This window comes from Bradyrhizobium sp. Crot121 (assembly GCF_059512385.1).
In genome coordinates, this window is record NZ_JCAMOR010000015.1 from 62,686 (window position 1) to 86,366 (window position 23,681).

Annotated in this window: 20 protein-coding genes and 1 tRNA gene; 4 read left to right on the forward strand and 17 right to left on the reverse strand. The window is 63.5% G+C overall.

Annotated elements, in window-relative coordinates:
• Positions 1–39: 39 nt before the first annotated feature.
• The 5 genes from ntrX to dusB all read right to left on the reverse strand — a co-directional run bounded on the left by ntrX (position 40) and on the right by dusB (position 7,622).
• On the reverse strand, positions 40–1,410 hold the full coding sequence (ntrX, locus tag AC5ZGW_RS15845; protein WP_130223414.1) for a nitrogen assimilation response regulator NtrX: 1,371 nt from the start codon (positions 1,408–1,410) through the stop codon (positions 40–42).
• A 16-nt stretch (positions 1,411–1,426) separates the two neighbouring features.
• On the reverse strand, positions 1,427–3,805 hold the full coding sequence (locus tag AC5ZGW_RS15850; protein ID WP_130223416.1) for a sensor histidine kinase: 2,379 nt from the start codon (positions 3,803–3,805) through the stop codon (positions 1,427–1,429).
• 191 nt (positions 3,806–3,996) lie between these two features.
• Positions 3,997–5,439 (reverse strand): nitrogen regulation protein NR(I), encoded by a 1,443-nt coding sequence (gene ntrC / locus AC5ZGW_RS15855; RefSeq protein WP_130223418.1) that lies wholly within the window; start codon positions 5,437–5,439, stop codon positions 3,997–3,999.
• A 9-nt stretch (positions 5,440–5,448) separates the two neighbouring features.
• Positions 5,449–6,624 (reverse strand): two-component system sensor histidine kinase NtrB, encoded by a 1,176-nt coding sequence (locus tag AC5ZGW_RS15860; protein WP_130223420.1) that lies wholly within the window; start codon positions 6,622–6,624, stop codon positions 5,449–5,451.
• Positions 6,621–7,622 (reverse strand): tRNA dihydrouridine synthase DusB, encoded by a 1,002-nt coding sequence (gene dusB, locus AC5ZGW_RS15865; RefSeq protein ID WP_130223542.1) that lies wholly within the window; start codon positions 7,620–7,622, stop codon positions 6,621–6,623. The genes AC5ZGW_RS15860 and dusB overlap by 4 nt, the downstream gene beginning before the upstream one ends.
• Before the next feature lie 288 nt (positions 7,623–7,910).
• Here dusB and AC5ZGW_RS15870 point away from each other — a divergent pair, with 288 nt between their 5' ends.
• Both AC5ZGW_RS15870 and AC5ZGW_RS15875 read left to right on the forward strand, forming a co-directional pair.
• Positions 7,911–9,107 carry a bifunctional 2-C-methyl-D-erythritol 4-phosphate cytidylyltransferase/2-C-methyl-D-erythritol 2,4-cyclodiphosphate synthase gene (locus AC5ZGW_RS15870; protein WP_130223422.1) on the forward strand — a complete coding sequence of 399 codons (1,197 nt, stop codon included), beginning with the start codon at positions 7,911–7,913 and terminating at the stop codon, positions 9,105–9,107.
• 2 nt (positions 9,108–9,109) lie between these two features.
• Complete coding sequence (locus tag AC5ZGW_RS15875) at positions 9,110–9,712, forward strand: CinA family protein (protein ID WP_130223424.1); 603 nt, start codon at positions 9,110–9,112, stop codon at positions 9,710–9,712.
• A gap of 104 nt (positions 9,713–9,816) precedes the next feature.
• Here AC5ZGW_RS15875 and AC5ZGW_RS15880 read toward each other — a convergent pair whose 3' ends face one another.
• From AC5ZGW_RS15880 to lipA, 3 genes are read right to left on the reverse strand one after another with little or no spacing between them, the layout of a single operon-like run.
• Positions 9,817–10,284 carry a type II toxin-antitoxin system RatA family toxin gene (locus AC5ZGW_RS15880; RefSeq protein ID WP_130223426.1) on the reverse strand — a complete coding sequence of 156 codons (468 nt, stop codon included), beginning with the start codon at positions 10,282–10,284 and terminating at the stop codon, positions 9,817–9,819.
• The gene (locus AC5ZGW_RS15885) at positions 10,284–10,823 is read right to left on the reverse strand and encodes a P-loop NTPase family protein (protein ID WP_130223428.1); all 540 of its coding nucleotides are present in this window, start codon (positions 10,821–10,823) and stop codon (positions 10,284–10,286) included. Before AC5ZGW_RS15885 ends, AC5ZGW_RS15880 begins: the two co-directional genes overlap by 1 nt.
• 15 nt (positions 10,824–10,838) lie before the next feature.
• Complete coding sequence (lipA, locus tag AC5ZGW_RS15890; protein ID WP_130223430.1) at positions 10,839–11,798, reverse strand: lipoyl synthase; 960 nt, start codon at positions 11,796–11,798, stop codon at positions 10,839–10,841.
• A gap of 132 nt (positions 11,799–11,930) precedes the next feature.
• Here lipA and AC5ZGW_RS15895 point away from each other — a divergent pair, with 132 nt between their 5' ends.
• Together AC5ZGW_RS15895 and AC5ZGW_RS15900 are read left to right on the forward strand one after the other, a co-directional pair.
• The gene (locus tag AC5ZGW_RS15895; RefSeq protein WP_130223432.1) at positions 11,931–12,542 is read left to right on the forward strand and encodes a DNA-3-methyladenine glycosylase; all 612 of its coding nucleotides are present in this window, start codon (positions 11,931–11,933) and stop codon (positions 12,540–12,542) included.
• A 253-nt stretch (positions 12,543–12,795) separates the two neighbouring features.
• On the forward strand, positions 12,796–15,048 hold the full coding sequence (locus AC5ZGW_RS15900) for a glycoside hydrolase family 113 (RefSeq protein WP_130223434.1): 2,253 nt from the start codon (positions 12,796–12,798) through the stop codon (positions 15,046–15,048).
• 62 nt (positions 15,049–15,110) lie between these two features.
• On the opposite strand, the gene AC5ZGW_RS15905 is transcribed toward AC5ZGW_RS15900, so the two are convergent.
• From AC5ZGW_RS15905 to AC5ZGW_RS15945, 9 genes are all read right to left on the reverse strand, one after another.
• Complete coding sequence (locus tag AC5ZGW_RS15905; RefSeq protein ID WP_130223544.1) at positions 15,111–17,984, reverse strand: valine--tRNA ligase; 2,874 nt, start codon at positions 17,982–17,984, stop codon at positions 15,111–15,113.
• Positions 17,985–18,118: 134 nt separating this feature from the next.
• On the reverse strand, positions 18,119–18,889 hold the full coding sequence (locus tag AC5ZGW_RS15910) for a PopZ family protein (protein WP_130223436.1): 771 nt from the start codon (positions 18,887–18,889) through the stop codon (positions 18,119–18,121).
• A 397-nt stretch (positions 18,890–19,286) separates the two neighbouring features.
• Positions 19,287–20,666 carry a TolC family outer membrane protein gene (locus AC5ZGW_RS15915; RefSeq protein WP_130223438.1) on the reverse strand — a complete coding sequence of 460 codons (1,380 nt, stop codon included), beginning with the start codon at positions 20,664–20,666 and terminating at the stop codon, positions 19,287–19,289.
• Positions 20,667–20,996: 330 nt separating this feature from the next.
• Complete coding sequence (locus AC5ZGW_RS15920; protein WP_028165629.1) at positions 20,997–21,662, reverse strand: protein-L-isoaspartate O-methyltransferase family protein; 666 nt, start codon at positions 21,660–21,662, stop codon at positions 20,997–20,999.
• A gap of 135 nt (positions 21,663–21,797) precedes the next feature.
• The gene (locus tag AC5ZGW_RS15925; RefSeq protein WP_130223440.1) at positions 21,798–21,977 is read right to left on the reverse strand and encodes a hypothetical protein; all 180 of its coding nucleotides are present in this window, start codon (positions 21,975–21,977) and stop codon (positions 21,798–21,800) included.
• A gap of 227 nt (positions 21,978–22,204) precedes the next feature.
• Positions 22,205–22,279 (reverse strand) — tRNA-Asn (locus tag AC5ZGW_RS15930).
• A 136-nt stretch (positions 22,280–22,415) separates the two neighbouring features.
• Entirely contained in the window at positions 22,416–22,853 is a 438-nt protein-coding gene (locus tag AC5ZGW_RS15935; protein WP_130223442.1) for a YybH family protein, read from the reverse strand.
• Positions 22,854–22,865: 12 nt separating this feature from the next.
• Positions 22,866–23,342 (reverse strand): SRPBCC family protein, encoded by a 477-nt coding sequence (locus AC5ZGW_RS15940; protein ID WP_130223444.1) that lies wholly within the window; start codon positions 23,340–23,342, stop codon positions 22,866–22,868.
• On the reverse strand, positions 23,342–23,674 hold the full coding sequence (locus tag AC5ZGW_RS15945) for an ArsR/SmtB family transcription factor (protein WP_130223446.1): 333 nt from the start codon (positions 23,672–23,674) through the stop codon (positions 23,342–23,344). Before AC5ZGW_RS15945 ends, AC5ZGW_RS15940 begins: the two co-directional genes overlap by 1 nt.
• Positions 23,675–23,681: the final 7 nt, after the last annotated feature.

Consider the following 23,681-nt stretch of genomic DNA (forward strand, 5'->3'; position numbering starts at 1 on the left):
TCATTCCCAGTCAATTGCATGGATCTGCGACCGGTTGGCTCAGCCGACCCCCAAGGCCTTGAGCTTGCGATGGAGCGCGGAGCGCTCCATCCCGACGAACTCCGCCGTGCGCGAGATATTGCCGGAAAACCGGCTGATCTGGGCGATCAGATAGTCGCGCTCGAATACCTCTCGCGCCTCGCGCAGCGGTAATCCCATGATGTGCTCGCCATTGCTGCTGGTCGGCATCGCCGGCACCATCGAGCCGACGTCCTGCGGCAGCATGTCCGCGGTGATGATCGCCTCCGGGCCGCCGCCGGCCAGAATCATCACCCGCTCGACATTGTTGCGGAGCTGGCGGACGTTGCCGGGCCAGACATGGGACTGCAGCACCGCCATCGCGTCCTGGCCGATCTGCCGCTTCGGCAGGCCGGTCGCCGCCGAGATCTGGTCCATGAAATAGTCGATCAGTTCGGGAATATCCTCGCGACGCTCCGACAGCGGCGGCACCCGGATCGGCACCACCGACAGGCGATGGTAGAGATCCTCGCGGAAGTGGCCGGCCGCGATCTCCTCCTCCAGGTTGCGCGCCGTGGAGGAGATGATCCGGACGTCGACATGGACCTTTGCGGTGCCGCCGGAGCGTTGAAACGTCTGGTCGACCAGCACGCGCAAGATCTTGTTCTGGGTTTCGCGCGGCATATCGGCGATCTCGTCGATGAACAGCGTGCCGCCATGCGCCTCTTCCAGGGCGCCCGGCTTGCGCGGCTGCTCACCATTGGAAGCCTCAACGCCGAACAGCTCGACCTCCATTCGCTCGGGCGTGATCGCGGCCGCGTTGATGACGACGAACGGGCCGTCGGCGCGGCTCGATGCCTGGTGCAGCGTACGCGCCACCAGCTCCTTGCCGGAGCCTGCCGGCCCCACGATCAGGATGCGGCTGTTGGCCTTGGCGGCGCGCTCGATGGTCTGGCGTAACTGGTTCATGCAGGCGGAGCGGCCGGTCAAAACGCTTGCAGTTGGAGCCTGTTGCTTGAGTTCTTTCACTTCGCGCTTGAGACGCGAATTCTCCAGCGCCCGGTTGGCGACCAGGATCAGCCGGTCCGACTTGAACGGCTTTTCGATGAAGTCATAGGCGCCGCGCTTGATCGCGGCGACCGCGGTCTCGATGTTGCCGTGGCCGGAGATCATCACCACCGGCAGGTCGGCATTGTCCTTCTTGATCTGCTCCAGGAGCTGCAGCCCGTCGAGCTTGGAGCCCTGCAGCCAGATGTCGAGGAAGACCAGATGCGGGCGACGGTTGGCGATCTCCGCCAGCGCCGAATCGCTGTCGCGCGCGGTGCGCGAGGAAAAGCCTTCGTCTTCGAGGATGCCGGCAACGAGGTCGCGAATGTCTGCTTCATCGTCGACAATCAGAATGTCACTTGCCATGGGTTACACCTGCCTGTCAGTCGCCTGTCGCTGCTTGGATTTTCGCTTGGATATTGGTCGTGGATGCCGGGTCGCTGGTCGCGGACGCCGGCGGATTTTTTTCTTCGTCCCGCGCGCTTGACTGCTGCGACTCGGGGCCGGCCGCCGGAGGCGGCTCCTTGGTCCCCGCGTTCGGCGGCTGACCGGAGACGGCGAATCGAAGCCGCATCCAGGCACCGCGCTGCCCGGGACGGAAGTCGGAAGCATCCTTGAGCTCGATGCGGCCACCATGGTCTTCGAGCACGCGGCCGACGATCGCAAGCCCGAGCCCGGTGCCCTTCTGGCGCGTCGTGACATAGGGCTCGAGCAGACGCGCGCGCGCGACCTTCGGCAGACCGATGCCGTTGTCGATCACGTCGATGATGATCTCCTCGCCCTCGCCCTCGCGCTGCGCGATGACGTCGATCCGCCCCTTGCCCAGCTCTTCCGGCGGCACCTGCTCGATCGCTTCGGTCGCGTTCTTGATGATGTTGGTCAGCGCCTGCGAGATCAGCCGGCGATCGAACTGCGCCCGCATCGGGTCCTGCTTGATGTCGGCCTCGATATCGAGCTCGGGGTGCGCGACCTTCATCAGGAACACCGCCTGCCGCACGGTGTCGGCGACATCCTCGCCTTCCATCACCGGCTTCGGCATGCGGGCGAAGCGCGAGAATTCGTCGACCATGCGCCTGATGTCGTCGACCTGGCGCACGATGGTGTCGGTGCATTGTTCGAAGATGGACTTGTCCTTCTCCTCGGTGATGGTCTTGCCGAATTTGCGGCGGATGCGTTCGGCCGAGAGCTGGATCGGGGTCAGCGGGTTTTTGATCTCATGCGCGATACGGCGGGCGACATCGCCCCAGGCCGAGGTGCGCTGGGCCGAGACCAGTTCGGTGATGTCGTCGAGCGTGATGATGTAATTGTCCCAGGAGTGGCTGGTCTTCTCGGCGGAGATGCGGACCGACAAATTGCGCTCGTGGCCGTCGCGGGTGATGGTGATCTGGCCCTGGACCAGCCGCTGGGTGCCCTCCCGTGCCGTCTTCATCATCTCGTCAAGCTCGGGAAGCACGTCCGAGAGCGGATGACCCAAGGTCTCCGATTCGGCGTGGCCGATCAGCTTCTCCGCCGAGCGATTGAGGGTGCCGACGCTGCCGGACGGATCGACGCCGATGATGCCGGCGCTGGCCGATGACAGCACGGCCTCGATGAAGCGCCGGCGGCTGTCGATCAGTTCGCTGGCATTGACGAGTTCATCGCGCTGGGTCCGCAACTCCTGCGTCATCTTGTTGAAGGTTTGCCCGAGCTGGGCGAGATCGCCTTCCGATCTATGGACCGGAACCTGGATGTTGAGGTCGCCGGTCGACACCTGATTGGCGGCGCTCATCAGACTGCGGATTGGCGACACGAGCCAGTTGGCGAAATTGAGCCCGATCAGCACCGACGCGACCAGAATGGTCAGCGCAATCACCGCAAACACCAGCGCGAAGGTCACCTGGATGCCGAGCCTCTGCGCTTCGATCGCGGCATATTCGGCAGCGCTGGCCTGGGTCTGCTTGAGCTGGGCAACGATGGTCGGATCAAGTAGACGCGCCACGTACAGGAACGTGTCGTCATAAGCCCGCAGCCGGACCACGGACGCGACATAGCTTTCGGGGAAAACCGAGATTTCCGGCTCGGTCTCGTTGATGTTCTTGAGAATTTCGAGCGGTGGTAGTGCGTAGTTCAGACGACTACCGGTATCGGCGCTGTCGAGGACGTTGCCGTCCTTGTCCAATAGCAGCGCAACCGGCAGATTACGCGCCGCCGCGCCCGCCGTCAGGAGCTGCATGAACGTCATGCGATCCTGGTCATACAGTGGCCTTGCATGGGCGAGGTCGTTTGCCATCCCCAGGACGTCGCCGCGAATGAGCTGCGCATGCTCCTGCATGTAGGCGCCGGCGATCGTCACCGAATTCTGGATCGCTACCCGCGTCGGTCCCGAAAACAGCCGGTCGAGGCCGCGATCGAGCATGACATTGGCGACGATCGCGACCACCACCGCAGGCAACACCGCAATGATGGAAAACAGGCTGACGATCTGGACGTGAAGCCTCGCCGCCGCACGGCCGCGGCGCCGGGCCTGAATTACCTGCCAGATTTCGCGGATGATGATCCCGAGGAGCAGCAGGATCGTGCCTGCGTTGATCAGCAGGAATGAATAGACGACGTGCTTGGTCGGCTCGATCGGAGTCAGCCCCGTCAGCACCACGAAGGTCAGGAACGCCGACAAAAGCGCAACCGCGATGGCAAAGAGCGCCAGCCACTTCGCAAGCGGCAGTGCCCTTTTCTCGGTACGCGATGGATCGAACGGCTGGGCCGTGGTCTCTGGGCTGGTCATTCCGGCAAGGATGAACTGAAGGCCTCAACGTCCGCTGATCGAGCGGACTGATGCAATCATATCACAATGTTGCCGAATTGCGACATTTCCGCGGCGCTTGTTCAGGAATGAACAGGGTTCCACAGCCCTTGTCGGGAAGTTTCGTCATTCCGGGTTCGCGTCGCCGTGTCCCGGAATGACGGATCTCTAGGTTAGCCCCCGCTCCGGTAGACCTGAATATCGAGGTCCCTGATCTTCTTGCGCAGCGTGTTGCGATTGAGGCCAAGCAGGTCGGCGGCGCGGATCTGGTTGCCGCGGGTGGCCGCGAGCGCGGCCGTCAGCAGCGGCACCTCGATCTCCTTGAGGATGCGGTGGTAGAGCCCCGGGGGCGGCACGCCATTCGGGAAGCCGGAGAAGTGCGAGGACAAATAGGCCTCGACAGCGCCGCCGAGATTGTCCACCCCGTGCTGCGTGTTGCTGCCGGAGTTGACGGCCGGCGGGGCCAGTTCGCCATCGATGACGGACGCGGTGATCACATCCTGCGGATAAAGCGCCGCCAGCCGACGTGCGAGGTTTTCCAGCTCGCGGACGTTGCCGGGCCAGCGGTGCTGCTTCAGCCGCTCCAGCGCCTGGGCGTCGAGCTTCTTCGGCGGCAGACCGTCCTTCTCAGCGAGCGCAAAGAAGTGCCTGATCAGGTCGGGCAGATCCTCGATCCGCTCGCGCAGTGGCGGCAGCCGCAGCGGCACCACGTTCAGGCGGAAGAACAGGTCTTCGCGGAACAGGCCCTGCTGGATCAGTATCCGCAAATCCTTGTTGCTGGCGGCGACGATGCGCACGTCGGTCTTGATCGGGGTGCGTCCGCCGACGGTGGTGTATTCCCCCTGCTGCAGCACGCGCAGCAGCCGGGTCTGCGCCTCCATCGGCATGTCGCCGATCTCGTCGAGGAACAGGGTGCCGCCTTCCGCCTGCTCGAACCGGCCCGAGGCGCGAGTATTGGCGCCGGTGAACGCGCCGCGCTCATGGCCGAACAATTCCGACTCGATCAGGTCGCGCGGGATCGCGGCCATGTTGACGGCGACGAAGGGGCCGTTCCGCCGCTTGCCGTAGTCGTGCAGCGCACGAGCGACCAGTTCCTTGCCGGTGCCGGACTCGCCCGAGATCATCACGGTGAGGTCGGTCTGCATCAGCCGCGCCAGCACACGGTAGATTTCCTGCATCGCCGGCGAGCGGCCGACCAACGGGATCGAGTCGAACTCGGAATCGTCGGCGGCGCTCGTCACCCTCTCCTTCGGCTCCGCGAGCGCCCGCCCGACGATGGTGATCAGCTCCTTCAGGTCGAACGGCTTCGGCAGATATTCGTAGGCGCCGCGTTCGGAAGCCCTGATCGCCGTCATGAAGGTGTTTTGCGCGCTCATGACGATGACGGGCAGGTTCGGCCGCATCTTCTTGATCCGCGGTAGCAGGTCGAACGCGTTCTCGTCCGGCATCACCACGTCGGTGATGACGAGATCGCCCTCGCCCTGGCTGACCCAGCGCCACAGCGTCGCCGCGTTGCCGGTCAACCGCACCTCATACCCGGCGCGTGACAGAGCCTGGTTGAGAACCGTGCGGATGGCGGTGTCGTCATCAGCAACGAGAATGCTACCTGCGGGCATTGTCTTTCCTCATCTTGCGTCCTGTGAGGCATGCGATGGCGTACCCGGAACGTCCTCGCGGCTGCTTTGGTCGATTTGTTTGGCGGGGTTGTACATCGGCATCAGCACGCGGAAGGTGGTCTTCCGCGGCTGGGATTCGCATTCGATGATGCCGCCGTGATCGCCGACGATTTTGGCGACGAGCGCAAGCCCGAGGCCACTGCCGGTCTGTTTTGTGGTGACGAAGGGATCGAACAGATTGGGCAACAGGTCTTCCGGCACGCCGGAGCCGTTGTCCTTGACGCAGAATTCCAGCGGTAGCGACACCCGCGATTTCTTGCCGGGCACCGAAAGCCGGACGCCTGGACGGAACGCGGTGGTGAGCTGAATTTCCGCATCGGTGCCGAGATCGGCCACCGCCTCGGCGGCGTTCTTCACCAGGTTGAGGAACACCTGGATGAGCTGATCCTGGTTGGCGAGAACCGGCGGCAGCGACGGGTCGTAGTCCTCGATGAAACGGACGTTGCGCGCGAAGCCGGACTGCGCCAGCCGTTTGACGTGGTCGAGCACCGAATGAATGTTGACCGGGCCGCGGGCGACCGGCCGATCGTCGCCGAACACTTCCATGCGGTCCACCAAGGTGACGATGCGGTCGGCCTCGTCGCAGATCAGCCGGGTCAGCATGCGATCATCGGAGGACGCCTGCTGCTCCAGGAGTTGCGCCGCGCCGCGGATGCCCGACAGCGGGTTCTTGATCTCATGCGCCAGCATCGCCGCCAGCGCGATCACGGAGCGCGCGGCGCTGCGATGGGTGAGCTGCCGGTCCATCTTGTCGGCGATGGTGCGCTCCTGCAGCATCACGACGATATGCCCCGGCCGTTCCGTGACCGGCGCCACATGCAAATCGACCTGGCGGTCGCCGCCGATTCGCGGCGTGCCGAGGTCGACCTTGTATTCGTTGACCGGCGAGCCGCTGGTACGCACCTGGTCGATCAGCGCGAGCAGCGGGCTGCCGAACGGCACCAGCTCCTTCAGCGACTGCCGCTGCAGGAATTGCGTGGAGATTTCGAAAAACGATTCGGCGGCGATGTTGGCGTCGGCGATACGGCCATCCGGCGCCACCAGCAGCACCGGGTTCGGCAGCGCGTTGAGGATGGCCTCGCTGTCGGAGGGCATGCGCCGGCGAGTCTCTGCGGCTGATGTCATGCAGCAGCACTCCATGCAAAATCGTCATAAGCATCCTGAAGCGATTGATGCACACGCGAGGGCTCGTCCGAGGTCAGGATGCTTTGCCGCCAGCCCTTCAGCGTCGCGGCCGGAGCGCGGCTGCAGTGGGCGGCGATCTCCAGCGCCCAACCGAGATGTTTTCGCGCATGCTTGAGCCCGACACGGACCCCGTAATGGCTCAGGACAGCATCATAGAGCTCGCGGATATGGCTGAGCTGCTCGGCGAGCGGCGGCGCCTGCTCGGCGATGCCGGTCTCGAGCCGGCGCGCGATCTGCCCGGGTAGCCAGGGCTGCCCCTGCGCGCCGCGTCCGATCATGACCGCGTCCGCGCCGGACTTATCGAGCGCGGTCACCACCCTCTCGAAGGAGGTGATGTCGCCATTGACGACGAGCGGGATCGAGACGGCGTCCCTGACTTCGCGCACAGCGGCCCAATCCGCCTCGCCCTTGTAGAACTGGCAGCGGGTGCGGCCGTGCACCGTCACTATCTGCACGCCGGCGGCCTGCGCGCGGCGCGCCAGTTCCGGAGCGTTGCGCGAGCGATCATCCCAGCCCAGCCGCATCTTCAGTGTCACCGGCACCTTGACCGCGGCGATCGTCGCCTCGATCAGGCTCGTCGCGTGATCGAGGTCGCGCATCAAAGCGGAGCCGGACTGGCCGCCGGTGACGTGGCGCGCCGGACAGCCCATATTGATATCGATGATGTCGGCGCCGGCGGCTTCCGCGATCCTCGCGCCCTCGGCCATCCAGCGGGTCTCGCACCCGGCGAGTTGGACCACATGCGGCCCGATCCCGGCCGCCTCGCAGCGCAAAAGCGAGATTGCTCTGCCCTGCGCAAGATCGTCGCTTGCGGTCATCTCCGACACGACAAGCCCCGCGCCGAGACTCGCTGCGAGACGCCGAAACGGGGCATCGGTCACGCCGGACATGGGGGCGAGAAGCACCGGGTTGGCGACAGTAATGTCACCTATTTTCAAAGAGTTACGACGCGTTCTTGCGAGGCCGGTCACAGGCTTCTCGTGTTACTGGCGGCAGCCTCATCGCGCCGCTGTCCTCTATTTTGAGCACAATTCTTGTGCAGTCAAGCATTATGCCTATGGTTTAGACATTTCTATCATTTGCGCAAGTGCACCGCAACAAGAACCGCTTTTCCCACAGGGTATGGGAATAGCTCTGTCATTGCGCATCCAGCGTGGTAAGGGCTGTGCGCTGGCGGAAAGCTTGGCGCCCCTCTCCTCAACCTATCTCGTATACAGTTTCGACCAATGCCTAGACCTGAGCGTACCGCCGCCATCCTTGTCGCAGCCGGCCGCGGGCTTCGCGCCGGCGCAGGCGGGCCGAAGCAGTACCGGGTGATCGGCGGCCAGACGGTGATCTTCCGGGCGATGGAGCCGTTCAGCCGCCATCCCGATGTTTTCGCCGTGCAGCCCGTCGTCAATCCCGATGATGCCGCCCTCTTCAACGAAGCGGTGGTCGGCCTTCGCCATCGGCCGCCGACAAACGGTGGCGCAACCAGGCAGGCGTCCGTGCGTGCGGGACTGGAGGCACTTGCAAGCGAGAAGCCCGACATCGTGCTGATCCACGACGCTGCACGGCCGTTCGCGACCGAGGCGCTGATCTCGCGCGCGATCGATGCGGTCGGCCGTACCGGTGCTGCCATTCCCGTGGTCCCGGTCACCGATACCATCAAGCTGACCGGTGCGAGCGGCGATGTCGAAGCGACGCCCGACCGTGCGCTGCTGCGAATCGCGCAGACGCCACAGGTCTTTCGTTTCGACGTGATCTTGGATGCGCATCGCCGCGCTGCGCGCGAGGGCAGAAGCGATTTCACCGACGATGCCGCGATTGCCGAATGGGCGGGATTGACGGTGGCGACCTTTGAGGGCGATCCTGCGAACATGAAACTCACCACACCTGAAGACTTCGTCCGCGAGGAAGCCCGCCTCGCCAGCCTGCTCGGCGACATCAGGACCGGCACCGGCTATGACGTGCATGCCTTCGGTGAAGGTGATCACGTGATGATCTGCGGCGTGCGCGTGCCGCACACCAAGGGGTTTCTCGCCCACTCCGACGGCGACGTCGGCCTGCATGCGCTGGTCGATGCCATCCTCGGCGCGCTCGCGGACGGCGACATCGGCTCGCATTTTCCGCCTGTAGATCCGCAGTGGAAGGGCGCATCTTCCGACCGATTCCTGAAATATGCCGTCGATCGCGTCACCGCGCGCGGCGGCCGCATCGCCAACCTCGAGGTGACCCTGATCTGCGAGCGGCCGAAGATCGGCCCGCTGCGCGACACCATGCGGGCGAAGATCGCCGAGATCTCGGGCGTGAGCATCACGCGCATCGCGGTGAAGGCGACCACCAGCGAGAGACTGGGCTTTACCGGCCGTGAGGAAGGCATCGCAGCTACCGCGAGCGCCACCATTCGCCTTCCTTGGAACGACAAAGGTTGGAGCGAGTAACCATGAGCGGCAGCGACGCGCGCGCCCTCTCCCGCTCGCTGCTCGATCTGTGCCGGATGCGGAAATTGACCATCGCGACGGCGGAGTCCTGCACCGGCGGGCTGGTCGCGGGCGCGCTCACCGATATCCCCGGCTCCTCCGACGTCATCGATCGCGGCTTCGTCACCTATTCCAACGAGGCCAAGCGTGCGATGCTCGGCGTCAACGCGCTGACGCTTTCGACTTTCGGCGCAGTCAGCAAGGAGACCGCAACCGCCATGGCGGTCGGTGCCCTGGAGCGCGCCGGCGTTGATCTTGCGGTCTCCATCACCGGCATCGCCGGCCCCGGCGGCGCCACCCCGGGCAAGCCGGTGGGCCTTGTGCATTTCGCGGTCGCCGCCCGCGATGGTCGGATCATGCATCGCGAGCACCGCTTCGGCGCAATCGGACGCAGCGCGGTGCGGCAACGCTCCGTGGTGGAAGCCCTGCGCATGTTGATGGAACTGGCACGCGGCCCCCAGGCCGCAACCAAGCCGCGCCGCGAAGCTGCCAGCCGCCTGCGTCCCCGCGTCGCGCGCTCCCCGCGCCGCAGCGCCGTCAAGCGCCGAAGACCGCCGCGGGCCTAACAGCTTCCTCTCCGTCATTGCGAGGAGCGAAGCGACGAAGCAATCCATGCCTCCGCAAGCGGCGCGATGGATTGCTTCGCTTCGCTCGCAATGAGGGTGAGAGCTTACGATGCGGTAGCCGGCTTGCCGTAGATCACGTCGGCGCGCTTTTCGAATGCGCCGGCGAAGCGTTGGAACGCTGCGTCGAACATCGATCCCATCAGCATTCCCAGCATCCGGCTTTTGAACTCGTATGAGATGAAAAAGCCGACATCACATTCGGTGTCGGATTTCGGCTCGAAGGTCCAGCGGTTCTCGAGATTGCTGAACGGGCCGCGCAGATATTCAACCATGATCTTCAGGTTCGGCCGGTCCAGCGTGACGCGGCTGGTGAAGCTCTCGCGCACCAGCTTGAACGACACGGTCATATCGGCAACGAGAACCTCGGTGCCGTCCTCCTTCGGCGTGCGCTGCCGGATCTTCAGCGCATGGCACAGCGGCACGAATTCCGGATAGCGCTCGACATCGGCGACCAGATCGAACATCTGCGATGCGGAGTGACGGACCCGCCGCGTGCTGGAAAACCTCGGCATCAGTGGATACTCGCCGCGTGAGTCATCAGCGAGATCTCCTTCAAATACCGGCCCGCCTGTGTCCGATCCGTGAAACAGACAAGTGATTGGTCCGGTCGCATGCCCTCGAAATATCTGAGGAGCTTCGGCCGCTGTTTCTGCCGATACGTCCAGACGTATCGAAAGAATTCAAGATCGATTCGTTCCGGGCAACCCTCGGCCATTTCGGCGCGAACCTGGCCATAGCTTCGGGCTATCCGTCGCGCGAGGCCGAGCATGCAGGTCCGACGCGGAAGATCAAACCAGATGATGCTATCGCAGACCTGGCGGCGCAGCTCGCCGGCCCCATTTGAAATATAGTTTCCATCCATAACCCATTGCGGCCGAAGCGCCACCTCAGTCACGCGTTCGTGGAACTTCGCGTTATCGGACGCGACCCAGCCTGGCTTCCAGTAGATCGCGTCGAGCGACACGAACGGAATGCCCGTAGTGGCTGAAAGCCGTTGAGCAAAAGTCGATTTGCCGGATCCCGAAGACCCCATCACAAGAATGCGTCGCATCGGTGCGATCCGGCGTTAGCGTGACCGCGCCACGCGCGCCGCTTGCAGTTTGGCGAAATCGTCGCCCGCGTGATGGGACGAGCGCGTCAGCGGGCTCGCCGATACCATCAGGAACCCCTTGGTATAGGCGACCTTCTCGTAGCCTGCGAACTCGTCCGGCGTGACGTAGCTCATCACAGCGTGATGCTTCCGCGTCGGCTGCAGATATTGCCCGATGGTGAGGAAATCGACATCCGCCGAGCGCAGGTCGTCCATCACCTGCAACACTTCGTGCCGCTGCTCGCCCAGACCCACCATGATGCCGGACTTGGTGAACATCGTCGGGTCGATCTCTTTCACCCGCTGCAGCAGGCGGATCGAGTGGAAATAGCGCGCGCCGGGCCGCACCGACAGATAGCGCGAGGGCACGGTTTCGAGATTGTGGTTGAAGACGTCGGGCTTCGCCGCCACGACGATTTCGAGCGCCCCCTCCTTGCGCAGGAAGTCTGGGGTAAGAAGTTCGATCGTGGTGTTCGGGCAGCGCGCGCGGATGGCGCGGACGGTCTGGGCAAAATGCTCGGCGCCGCCGTCGGCAAGATCGTCGCGGTCGACCGAGGTGATGACGACATGGGAGAGCCCAAGCTTGAAGGTCGCCTCCGCCACATGCTCCGGCTCGGCGGCGTCAAGCGCGCCGGGCATGCCGGTCTTGACGTTGCAGAACGCGCAGGCCCGGGTGCAGGTGTCCCCCATGATCATGAAGGTGGCGTGCTTCTTGTCCCAGCACTCGCCGATATTCGGGCAGCCGGCCTCCTCGCAGACCGTGACGAGGCCATTCTCCTTCACGATGTTGCGGGTATCGGCATAGCCGCGTGTATTCGGCGCGCGCACCCGTATCCAGTCCGGCTTCGGCGGCGACAGCGCGTCGGGCCGGTTCACCTTTTCGGGGTGGCGCGGGCGCAACGGATTGGCTGAGATGGTGTCGATCAGGGTGACCATGGGAAATCTACGGATCTTTGGAACTGTTAGCTAATCCGTATTGCCCGAACCCGCAACCCGGCTCGCGCATGCTAGCAGAACGTGCAACATATGGGCAGCAATCCCCCGCGTTTCCCTCTGATTCCCACCAAAATGGTTCAAAATCCCAGACTGCCAGGCGAAGCACCGATCCGCCTCGGCAAGACGCTCAAACGCTCATTCTTTGGCCGCAGCGTGCATGAGGTCGCGCCCGACCTGATCGGTGCGACCCTGCTCTTCAATGGCGTCGGCGGCCTCATCGTGGAGGTGGAGGCCTATCACCACACCGATCCGGCGGCCCATTCCTATCGTGGGCCGACAGCGCGCAACCAGGTGATGTTCGGCCCGCCCGGATTTGCCTATGTCTATCGCTCTTACGGCATCCACTGGTGCGTGAACTTGGTCTGCGAAGAAGCAGGCTCGGCGAGCGCCGTGCTGATCCGCGCGCTGGAGCCCACGCATGGGATCGCGACGATGCGGCGGCGGCGCCATCTCAAGGAAGTGCACGCGCTATGTTCCGGTCCGGGAAAGCTGACCGAAGCACTCGGCATAACGATTGAGCACAACGCCCTGCCGCTCGATCAGGCACCGTTCTCGCTGCACGCGCGCGTCGGCAGTGTCGAAGTTGTCGCAGGCGTGCGAATCGGAATCACCAAGGCAATCGATCTTCCTTGGCGTTACGGCATGAAGGGCTCGAAATTCCTGAGCAAGCGGTTTCCAGTTTAAGTTGAACTTGAAGCGCCATCGTAACGAGATGCGCATCAACAATCGCAACATCGACGCAATCCTGTCACGACGCGCCCACGTTGCGTGTGCAGACTGAGCGCGCGTGCTTCGCTGCACGCGTGTGAGTTGCTTATGAATTGTGCTCTGCTGAAAAGACGGAACACAACGCGGGTGAACAAGTCCTGCGCAGAATGCTGGCCACCGAAACAGCGAAATAGAAAACATAGAAACTAAAACTAAAGGAGCTGTACCGATGGCGGGCCCGTTTACTGTCCAAGGATTCGGATTCCCTTCCAACTACAATGGAGCATTCGTCACGAGCGCGGCGCGCGATGCCATGCAGGCAATCGCGGACACCAATGCAAATTCGATCGAGCTTGCGCCTCGGCTCTTCACGAACACAAGGCATTCGGACGACGTGTTCGCCGATCCCGGCAAGACCGAGAGCGACGCCAACATCCTTAAGGCCATCGCGGATGCGCAGGCGCTCGGCCTTTCGGTTTCGCTCAAACCCATGGTCTCGGCCCTCGATGGCTCGCTTGCACATGTGCTGACACCGGACGATCCCGCCGCCTTTTTCGCGTCATACAAGACCGAAATCGTTCACATGGCGGAACTCGCCCAGCAAGCCGGCGTCAGCATGTTGGTGATCGGCAATGAGCTCGCCAAGCTCTCCGGTCCCGAATATCGCGACCAATGGGTGGACATCATCAATGCCGTGCGCGCCGTGTATCACGGCGAAATCACCTACGCCGCCGCCACCGACGAAGCCATCAATGTCAGCTTCTGGGACAAGGTCGATGTCATCGGCGTCAACGCCTATCCGCCGCTGACGACCGACCGCGATCCGACGGTCCAGGAAATGGTCAACGCGTGGAACACCATGTCCTCCGATGACTATTGGGCGAAAGTGATGGATCACAAATCGCCGGTCGATTTCTTCCACTCGCTTGCCCTTCAGTACGGCAAGCAGGTGGTCTTCACCGAGACCGGCTATCGCAGCGTGGACGGCACCAATATCAGCCCGGGCGGCTGGGCCGGAAGCTCGACGCCGGATGTCCAGGAGCAATATGACGCGTTCAACGCCTTCTTTCAGGTCTGGGGATCGGAAGGCGGGAGCTGGTTCAGGGGCGCATCGATCTGGAACTGGGATGCGAACAACAAATATTCGGAACTCGGCTACTCGCCGCAGGGCAAGCCGGCGCAGGGGCTCATCACAGAGTGGTATGGCGGCGAGCGTCAGCCGCCCGGCCAGACGCTGACGGGCTCTCCGGCGGCCGATCTGATGGATACCGGCGGCGGCAATGACGTTCTGTCGGGTGGCGCCGGCAACGATACGATCAAAGCCGGCGCCGGCAACGATACCATCAGGGGCGGCCCCGACACGATTCCGAAACTGACGGAAACCACCGTCACGGTGACGGGCTACAGCTCCGTCGTCGACGGCATCGGCGCCCAGATGCAGCTTCTGGTCAATGGCCAGCAGGTCGGCAACACGGTCGAGTTCCACAATGCGACCAATCCAGCCGGCTTCCAGACCTTCACTTTCACGTTCGCCAATCCCGCGGCAATCTCAAGTCTCGATCTCGCCTTCATCAATGACATCGCGGGCGCCAGTGGCGACCGCAACCTCTACATCAAGGACATCACGGTTAACGGCGAGCATCTGTCGGCCGCCGACGCGGTCAATCCGAGCTCGCCGGGAACCTGGAATCTCTATCAGAACAAGGCGATCCACTATGACATGAGCGGCCGCCAGGACTTGTTCTTCGGCGCGTCGACCGACAATGACGTCATCGACGGTGGTCCGGGCAAGGACGTGATCTACGGCGGCGCCGGTGCCGACGTGATCCATGGCGGCGCCGGTGACGACACGATCGATGGCGGACCCGGCATTGCGACCGCGACCGATCAACTCTACGGCGACGATGGCAACGACATCATCAAGGCCGGCAATGCCGATACCGGCGCCCTGCTCGACGGCGGCGCCGGCAACGATCAGCTCTATGGCGGATGGGCCACCAATGTCATCAAGGGCGGCGACGGTAATGATTACCTGTCCAGCGGCGGCGGCAACGACACCCTTTACGGCGGCGCCGGCAATGACTCGATGAAGGGCGGTCCGGCGGCGACCCAGATGTTCGGCGATGACGGCAACGACACGCTGATGGGCGGAACCGGCAACGAGCTCCTGTACGGCGGCAGCGGCGACGACCGGCTCAATGGCGGCGGCGGTAACGATACGTTGTCAGGCGGCGCGGGCAACGACACTTTCATGTTCGCCCCCGGCTTCGGCAAGGATGTCATTCTCGACTTCCAGAACACCGATGGCGCGCAGGATCTGATTCAGATCAACCGCACGGTCTTTGCCGATTTCAACGCCGTGCAGTCGCACATGGCACAAAACGGAACGAGCGTGGTGATCACCTTCGACGACAACAACTCGGTCGAGATCAGGAACACGACGCTCGATCAGCTCCACGCGAGCGACTTCACGTTCGTCTAAGCGAGCTTTCGCCACGGATTGTAGGGTGGGCAAAGCGCAGCGTGCCCTCCCTACAACTTCTCTCAAGATGCCTTCTTCAGCCGCTCGAGCGCCTCGAGGATCTTTGCCTTGCGCTCCAGCGCCGCCTCGCGCTTTTCCTTTTCCTCTTCGACGATCTCTTCTGGCGCGTTGGCGACGAACTTCTCGTTGGAAAGCTTGGCGTCGACGCGCTTGATGTCGGCGTCGGCCTTGGCGATTTCCTTCTCGAGCCGCGCGCGCTCGGCGCCAAGATCGATCACGCCCTTCAGCGGCAGCGCCGCGACCTCGCCCCGCACCAATAGCTGCACGGCGCCTTCCGGGGCAGCATCGGCAAAGGAGATGTCGGCCAGCCGCGCCAGCCGCTTGGCGACATCGTTCCAGCGCTGCCCCCGCGCCTTTGTCTCAGCGGAAGCGTCCACAAGCACCAACGGGGTCAACGTGGACGGTGGGATGTTCATCTCCGCGCGCACCGAACGGATCGCACTGACGAGATCGACCACCCAGCCGATCTCGGCCTCGGCTTCAGGGTCGCTGAATTCCTCGGGGTCATCTTCCAACGCGCCGATCACGGGCGGGATGAGCGCGTCGGTCGGCCCTGCCAGCGAAAGCGTGGCGATCTGCTCAGGCGTTAGCGCGCGCGCCTTGCGCGGCCATGGCGCCAGCGCCAGAACACCGTCGCGCTTCGCCGTGACGGCCCAGAGCTCCTCGGTGATGAACGGCATGAACGGGTGCAGCAGCTTCAGGATCTCGTCGCGCACCCATGCGATCATGGCGCGGGTCTCGGTCTTCGCGGGTCCGTCCTCGCCCATCAACAGCGGTTTGGTCAGCTCGACATACCAGTCGCAGAACACGTTCCAGACGAAGCGGTAGACCGCGCCTGCCGCGTCGTTGAAGCGGTACGCCTCGATCGCTTCGGTCACTTCGCGAGCCGCAAGCGTGGTCTCATGCATGATCCAGCGATTCAGCGTCTCCTTCACGCTGGTTGGATCAAATCCGGCCGTCAGGGCGGCGCCATTCATCTCGGCAAAACGGCAGGCGTTCCAGAGCTTGGTGGCGAAGCTGCGATAGCCGTCGACGCGCTGCGTCGACAGCTTGATGTCGCGCCCCTGCGCCGCCATCGCCGCCAGCGTGAAGCGCAGCGCGTCGGCGCCGTATTCGTCGACCAGATGCAGAGGATCGATGACGTTGCCTTTCGACTTCGACATCTTGGCGCCCTTCTCGTCGCGGACGAGGGCGTGCATATAGATGGTCGAGAACGGCACCTCCTTCGTGAAGTGAAGGCCCATCATCATCATCCGCGCCACCCAGAAGAAGATGATGTCGAAACCGGTGACCAGCGTGTTGGTCGGATAGTAGCGCTGCAGCTCCGGCGTCTCGTCCGGCCAGCCAAGCGTCGAGAACGGCCACAGCGCGGACGAGAACCAGGTGTCGAGCACGTCTTCATCGCGGGTGATGAAGCCCTCGCGCTTGGCGGGGTCCACCGCCATGTCGTGGCCCTGCTCCGGCGTGATGACTTCCTGCTCGACGTAGTAGCCGAGCGCGTTGCCCACGGCCTCTTCCTCGGTCTCGGCGACGAACACCTTGCCGTCGGGCCCGTACCACGCCGGGATCTGATGGCCCCACCAGAGCTGGCGCGAGATGCACCAGGGCTGGATGTTCTCCATCCATTCGAAATAAGTCTTTTCCCAGTTCTTCGGCACGAAGCTGGTTTCGCCCGCGCGCACGGCCGCGATCGCCGGCTGCGCCAGCGTGTTGGCGTCGACGTACCATTGGTCGGTGAGGAACGGCTCGATGACCACGCCGGAACGGTCGCCATGCGGAACCATATGCGTGTTCGGCTCGATCTTCTCGAGAAAGCCGAAATCCTCCAACCGCGCGACGAGCTGTTTGCGCGCGGCAAAGCGCTCGATGCCATGGAATTCCTCGGCGAAATGCAGCGCGCCCTCGGGCAGGCCGCGCAGATAGTCCTCGTTGCCAACAAGCGAGAGCTTGCCTTCCTGGTCGAGCACGCTGATCCGCGGCAGCCCGTGGCGGTTGCCGATCTCGAAGTCGTTGAAGTCGTGCGCCGGCGTGACCTTCACAGCGCCAGAGCCCTTCTCCGGATCGGAATAATCGTCGGCCACGATCGGAATCTTGCGGCCGACCAATGGCAGGATCACGTGGCTGCCGACCAGCGCACTGTAGCGCTCGTCGTCCGGATGCACGGCCACCGCGGTATCGCCGAGCATGGTTTCGGGACGGGTCGTCGCGACCACGATGAAGCTTGCGGGATCGTCGGGGCTGAACGCCCTGCCCTCGAGCGGATAGCGCAGGTACCACAGATGGCCCTTGACCTCGACCTGCTGCACCTCGAGATCGGAGATCGCGGTGAGCAGCTTCGGGTCCCAGTTGACCAGCCGCTTGTCCTTGTAGATCAGCCCTTGGCGGTGGAGTTCGACGAACACCTTCACGACGGCGCGCGACAGGCCCTCATCCATCGTGAAGCGCTCGCGCGACCAATCGCAGGAGGCGCCCAGCCGCTTGAGCTGGTTGATGATGGTGCCGCCGCTCTCGGCTTTCCATTGCCAGACCCGGTCGAGGAATTTGGCGCGGCCCATCTCGCGACGGCCCGGCTCCTGCCGTTCCATCAACTGCCGCTCGACCACCATCTGGGTGGCGATGCCGGCATGGTCGGTGCCGGGCTGCCAGAGCACGTCGCGTCCGCGCATGCGCTCGAAGCGGCAGAGGATGTCCTGCAGCGTATTGTTCAGCGCATGTCCCATGTGCAGCGAGCCCGTCACGTTCGGCGGCGGGATCACGATGGTGAACGGCGCGGCGTCGCGCCGCTCGGGGCGGCCGGCCTTGAAGGCGCCACTCTCCTCCCAGACGCGGGACATCCGGCTTTCGATATCGGCAGGCTGGTAGTTTTTCTCGATCATGGCACTACAAATGGGGATGTTTGAGAGCGCTAAAAAGCCGTCCGGACGCGCCAAGTCAACCGGACTGGCGCGTCCAAACCGCCATAACACCCATTAGGGATGGCTGAATTGAGGGGGCTTCGCGGCCCGGGCGGCTAACGCCCCCGCGAAACCCGCTCGATCTCGGCTTTCACGATCCGCTCGACCAGCCCCGGCAGGTTGTCGTCCAGCCATGATTTGAGCATCGGCCGCAGCATTTCCTTGACCAGGTCCTCCAGCGTCCGTGCATTGTTGCTGAGCACGGTATTGGCCAGCGAATTGAACGCGCTTTCGACCGCGTTCATGGTCGTGCGCGACAGGATTGGCTGCTGACCATAGGAGGAACTCTCGGTCGCTGGCTCATAGGCTGGCTGCCGCGGTGGAGACGGCGGTGGCTTGGTGGCTTCCGTGAATTCGATGTCGTCCTGCGGTTCAACTTTCTGAAAGGTCGGTGGCGGCGGCTTGGGCGTCGGCGTCGGTGCCGGATCCGGCAGGGCCATTTCGTCAGTCAGTTCGAATACGTCGCCGTCGGGTTGCGGCGGCCTGACTTCGGCCTCCTGCGTCGCCTCATCGAGGCTTGCCAGCATGGCGTCGATGTCGTCCTGGCTGTTCGTTTTGGCTGGTGGTGGCGCCGGCGCAGGTTTTGGCGCTGCTGGCGCCGACTTCGCCGCTGCGGGAGTCGGCGGCGGCGGAATGTCCTTCACCACCGGCTTGGGGGCCGGCGCGGCGGCGACCGCTGGTTTCTCCGGCGTCGCAATGCTTGCCGGCCTGTCGTTTGCGGGTTTATCCGCGGAAGCGGGCTTGGCCTCATCATCGGCAATGATGCGACGGATCGACGCCAGAATCTCCTCCATGGAGGGCTCTTGGACCTTTGCAGGTTGCGTCATTTCCGACTCCACATCGAAATTATCCTACACCAAGCCACACGAGATTCGGCGGTTCCGGATGAAGCGGCCGGAATTTTTCATCGCTCGAGTCCGGACTTGTCCCCAGATCAACGGTTACCGGTGCGTTGCACGCGGTGCGTTCGCCCTCACGGCAACCGATCCGCAGCGATGGACGCAAAAAGCCGTTGCGAATCGTTGTGTTGCCTATGGAAACGGTATGTCAGGGCAACAATCGATTGCAAGCAACGCGCTTCGAAGTTTTGCGGCGTCTTCATGACCGCCACGCGACATATGGAGTCGGCGGTCGCGCGCGGGACAAACGAGTGCTCAGAAATGCGATGGGCCCGCTAGCAAGCGGGCCCATCTGTCTATTTAGAGCAATATGCGGAAGCGACGATCAGCGGCCGTCGGGCGTTCGAACCCCGGCCCAGCTATCACGCACCTGCTGGTAGTGAACGCTCGCATCGTAGGTTTGGGTCGGCAGGTTGAGCACCTGGGGCTGCAGCCGGCCCACCGCCTGCAGCACGCTGTAGGAAGCAACGACACGGTCATGCTGCGCGATGACCAGAGCGTTGCGGGCGTTGACCAGCGCCTGCTGCGCGTTCAGCACGTCGAGCGTGGTGCGCTGTCCGGCCTTGGCTTCCTCGCGCACGCCGTTGAGCGCAATCTCGGATGCCGTCACCTGCGCCTGCGCCGAAGACACCTGGGCCTTACCAGCCACCAACTGGCCCCATGCCGTGACGACATTGGCTCGGGCCTGGTCGCGCGTCTGTTCGAGCACAAGGCGCTGCTGGGCCAGCGATTCCTTGTTTTGGCGGATCAGCGAATATTCGGCACCGCCCTGGTATATTGGCACCGCAATCTGCGCGATCGCCGACGCCTGGAACTGGCGCTGGATGACCAGCGTCTGATCGTAGGCCTGCTGCGCGCTCGCCTGCAGCGTCACGCTCGGAAAGAGCGCGCCCTCAGCGATCTTGACGTTGAGGAAGTTGACGTCGACGCCAAACATCGCCGCGGTCACGTTCGGGTTCTGCGTCAGCGCGAGTTCGATGGCGGCATTGAGGGTCGGCGGCAGGAAACGGTCGACCGGTGAGCCCGGCGCGAGATTCGTCGGCTCGCTGCCGATGATGCGCCGGAAGTTGGATCGCGTCGTGGTCAGTTGCGATTCGGCCGTGAGCTGCTGCGTGCGGCCGGCGGCAAGTTGCGCCTCCGATTGCGCGACGTCGGTGCGCGTCACCTCACCGACATTGAACCGGTCGCGGGTCTGCTTGAGCGTCTGCTCGAGCACGCGTGTGTTGCTGCGCTGAACCTCCACGATCGCCGCATCGCGCAGGTAATCCATGTAGATCGAGGCAGCGCTGAACAGCACGGTCTGCTCGATATTCCGCAGCGCTTCGCGCGAGCCGGAGACCTGGCTCTCTGCGGCCCGCGTTCGGTTGCCGGTCTGAAATCCATTGAACAGGGTCTGCGAAATCGTGGCGCCGACGGCGCGCGGGACCTGCGTTCCATGCGCAGCCACCCCACCCGAGATGGCATCGGTATACTGATAACCGCCGCTCGCCGTGATCGACACTCTCGGCCGGTAGCCCGACAACGCTTGCGGCACGTTTTCGTCGGTGGATCGCACAAAGGCGCGCTGCGCATTGAGTTGCGGATTGGTCTGATAGGCGCGAACCAATGCGGCCTCGATCGTGTCGGCCAGGGCCGGCGTCGGTCCCATGCACGCCAACAAAAGGACCGCTGCCGCGGCTCCGGTGACAACCTTCACCCCACGCATCCCCAATAATCCATCCATTGCTATTCACCACCCGGCTCGAGACCATGAACCGGGCGCCGCTTCGATCGAAGTGAGTCCCGCCTCACCTTATTCCGCAGCTAGGCTGGACGGAACTACCTCGCAACGGAACCCGGTGGAAACTCTTCACGTGGGGCAAACGGGCCACACTTCTGATTCAGAACGGGATTTTAACGCTTCGAATCGCCACCAAGCCGCCACCATACGAACTCCCTCGCTTCGCGCCGGCCGTGAATCCGCCTTTAGTTGTGAATCCGCATTCGCCGGAACGCCTGGAAAGAGGCCCTCCTCCCTCCGGGACGATGCATCTTGTTAGAACACGAAAGCCGGCAAGCGCTCCAGGCCCGGCAGGAGCGGCGCCACGGCATCGAATAGCGGCCGATGCCCGAAATCCCCGTGGGTATGTGTCACGACGGCGGCCCGTTGCGGCTGCGACAAGGCAAACACCCCGACCAATCGCCCACCCTCGCGGAGCTGCTCGTAGAGTTCCTGCGGCACGATCTCGGTGGCACCATTGAGGAAAATGACGTCGAACGGCGCGTCCGCGACATCGCCCTTCGCCGCCGGCGCCGCGCGCACGGTCACGTTGGCGGCACCGGTCCCCGCAAGCGCGACCTTGGCCTGGTCGGCGAGCGCGGGCTCGCTTTCGGTGGCGAACACCTCCCCGGCGAGCCGTGCGACCACGGCAGCCGCGTAGCCAGTCGCGCAGCCGACGACCAGAACGCGGTCAGTCGAATTGATCTCAGCCGCCTGCAGCATCTTCGCCATCACGGCTGGCTTGATCAGGTAGCGCTTCGTCGCGCCGCCCTCGCTGACATCGAGGTCGAGATCGAGATAGGCCAGCGCGCGCTTGCTTTCGGGAACGAAGGCCTCGCGCGGCACGGCAAGCATCGCATCGAGAATACGCGCGTCGGTGACGTCACTGGTGCGCACCTGGCCATCGACCATTTTCTGGCGCGCGGTCGAGAAACCGGACATGGGCTGAAACCTGCAAGTCGCGCGGCGCGGCCGCGACGGGAGTGAGACCGCCCGTCTTTTGGAACAAGCAGGATCAAAACGCAACACGCCCGATGGGCCATACCGGCCCCGCGCGTTCTTGCAGGGGAACAGCGCCTATTCGATCGCGACGGCAAGCCGGCCGATCAGCCTCGCAGCTTCGTCAAGATACATGGAATCGTGCTCTTCGACGATCTGCGCGAGCCGCTGAAGGCATTCGTCGTCGCTCATGGTCGGGATATCGCTCGGGACGATCGAGGGTGTTGTTTTCGGCACCTCGGTGTCGAAGACGGCCATGGAATCACCTCGCAAGGAGCCCTGCTTAACCAAAAATCGACGATGAATGAGTCGATTTGGCGGCTGTCCGCATCAAATCCGCAAAGCGCCACGCGGATGTGACTGAGTCGCGCCCGTCAGGACGAGTCGAATCTGGAGGTTGGATGCGAATCCGCCTTGCCGGGCCGCGCAAGCGCGAAACCAAGAGCTTAGGAAATTCGGCTAACAGCTCGATTTAATTGAGAGATTGGCTCCCCGGGCTGGATTCGAACCAGCGACCATTCGATTAACAGTCGAATGCTCTACCGCTGAGCTACCGAGGAATGGGCGAAACCGGCGTTTCGCTTGCGGTCAGCCCTATAACAAAGCCTTCCCAGCTTGCAAAGGACCAAATGGACCCCTCCGCACAGTTCGAAGAGATAACGGCGCGAACCACCGGGCTGCTCGGCAATCGCCATTTCAGGGCTTCAGGTCGAATCTGGCCTGTCCGGTCCTTGGATCGGCCGGGACGGAAAGATGCTGGTGGATCATCTTCCATTGCCCATCCTTCTTCTGAAACACTCTCGTGCTTCGCGACCAATTCTCGATCTCCGGCGCTGAAGCTGAGCGGTAGCGCATGCGGTTGAGGCCCCACGCGATGGCAATGTCATCGCGCACGATCACCTGAAGATCAGGAATGTCCCATTCGAAGTCGCCCTTGATCAGGTCGAAGCCCTGCTGGCAGACTTCGCGAATGGCATCGATACCGCGGTACTGAAGTGGCGCGACATGTTCATAGGAGTGAATATCGGGATCGAGAGGACGCATGGCGCCGTCGATGTCCAGCGCCGATGAAGTGCGCAGCCAGTCGGCGAAAAGAGCGCGGAGCTCCTGCTCGTCCGCTGCATTCCTGATCATATGCTTCTCCTTTCAGGTGGTGACGTTCGAGCTTGTCAGGCGGGCGGCGAGTTTGTCGAAGCATTCCTGCCAGCCCTCGGCATTGCCGTCGCGGCGCAGACTGCTGTCGTAGCCAACCTGATGGAACGTCATGTCAGTGCCGCCGCGTGAAGCCTTGAAGGTGACGGTGATCAGAGTCTCCGGTCCTGAGTGGGCGCCATCGACCTGGGTCAGGGTCAGCGCGAGCAACTTCCCCGGCACCATTTCCCGGAACTCACCGCGCTCGAAATAGACGTGCCCGGTCGAGGAGCGAAAATCGACCCGCCACTTTCCTCCCGGCCGTGCGTCAATCTCGCAGCCAGTGACCTCGTAGCCGTCGGTTGCAAACCAATGCCGGATCTGTTCGGCTTCAATCCAGTTGCGGTAGACGAGCTCGGGCGGGGCCGGAAACCAGCGTTGGATGGTGGCGCCCAGCGGCTTCTCCTCCAAGGTCACCTTGCCTCTCTCCATTATTCTCCTCCCGTTTGCTTCGCCAGATGGGTTTCGAGCTTGTCGAAGCGCTGCAGCCAGAGCTTGCGATAGTTGGCGAGCCAGGAATCGATCTCGATCAGCGGACTGGCGACGATCCGCGACGGACGCCGCTGGGCATCGCGGCCCTTCGTCACCAGGCCCGCCGCTTCCAACACGGCGACATGCTTGGAGACAGCCCGGGGCGTCAGCGCGAACGGCTTGGCCAGTTCGGCGACCGAGGCCTCGCCTTCCAACAGCCGCGCAAGGATTGCCCTGCGCGTCGGATCAGCCAGCGCGCCAAACGTGGCGCTCAACGTGTCTTGGGTTGGCATATCTGGA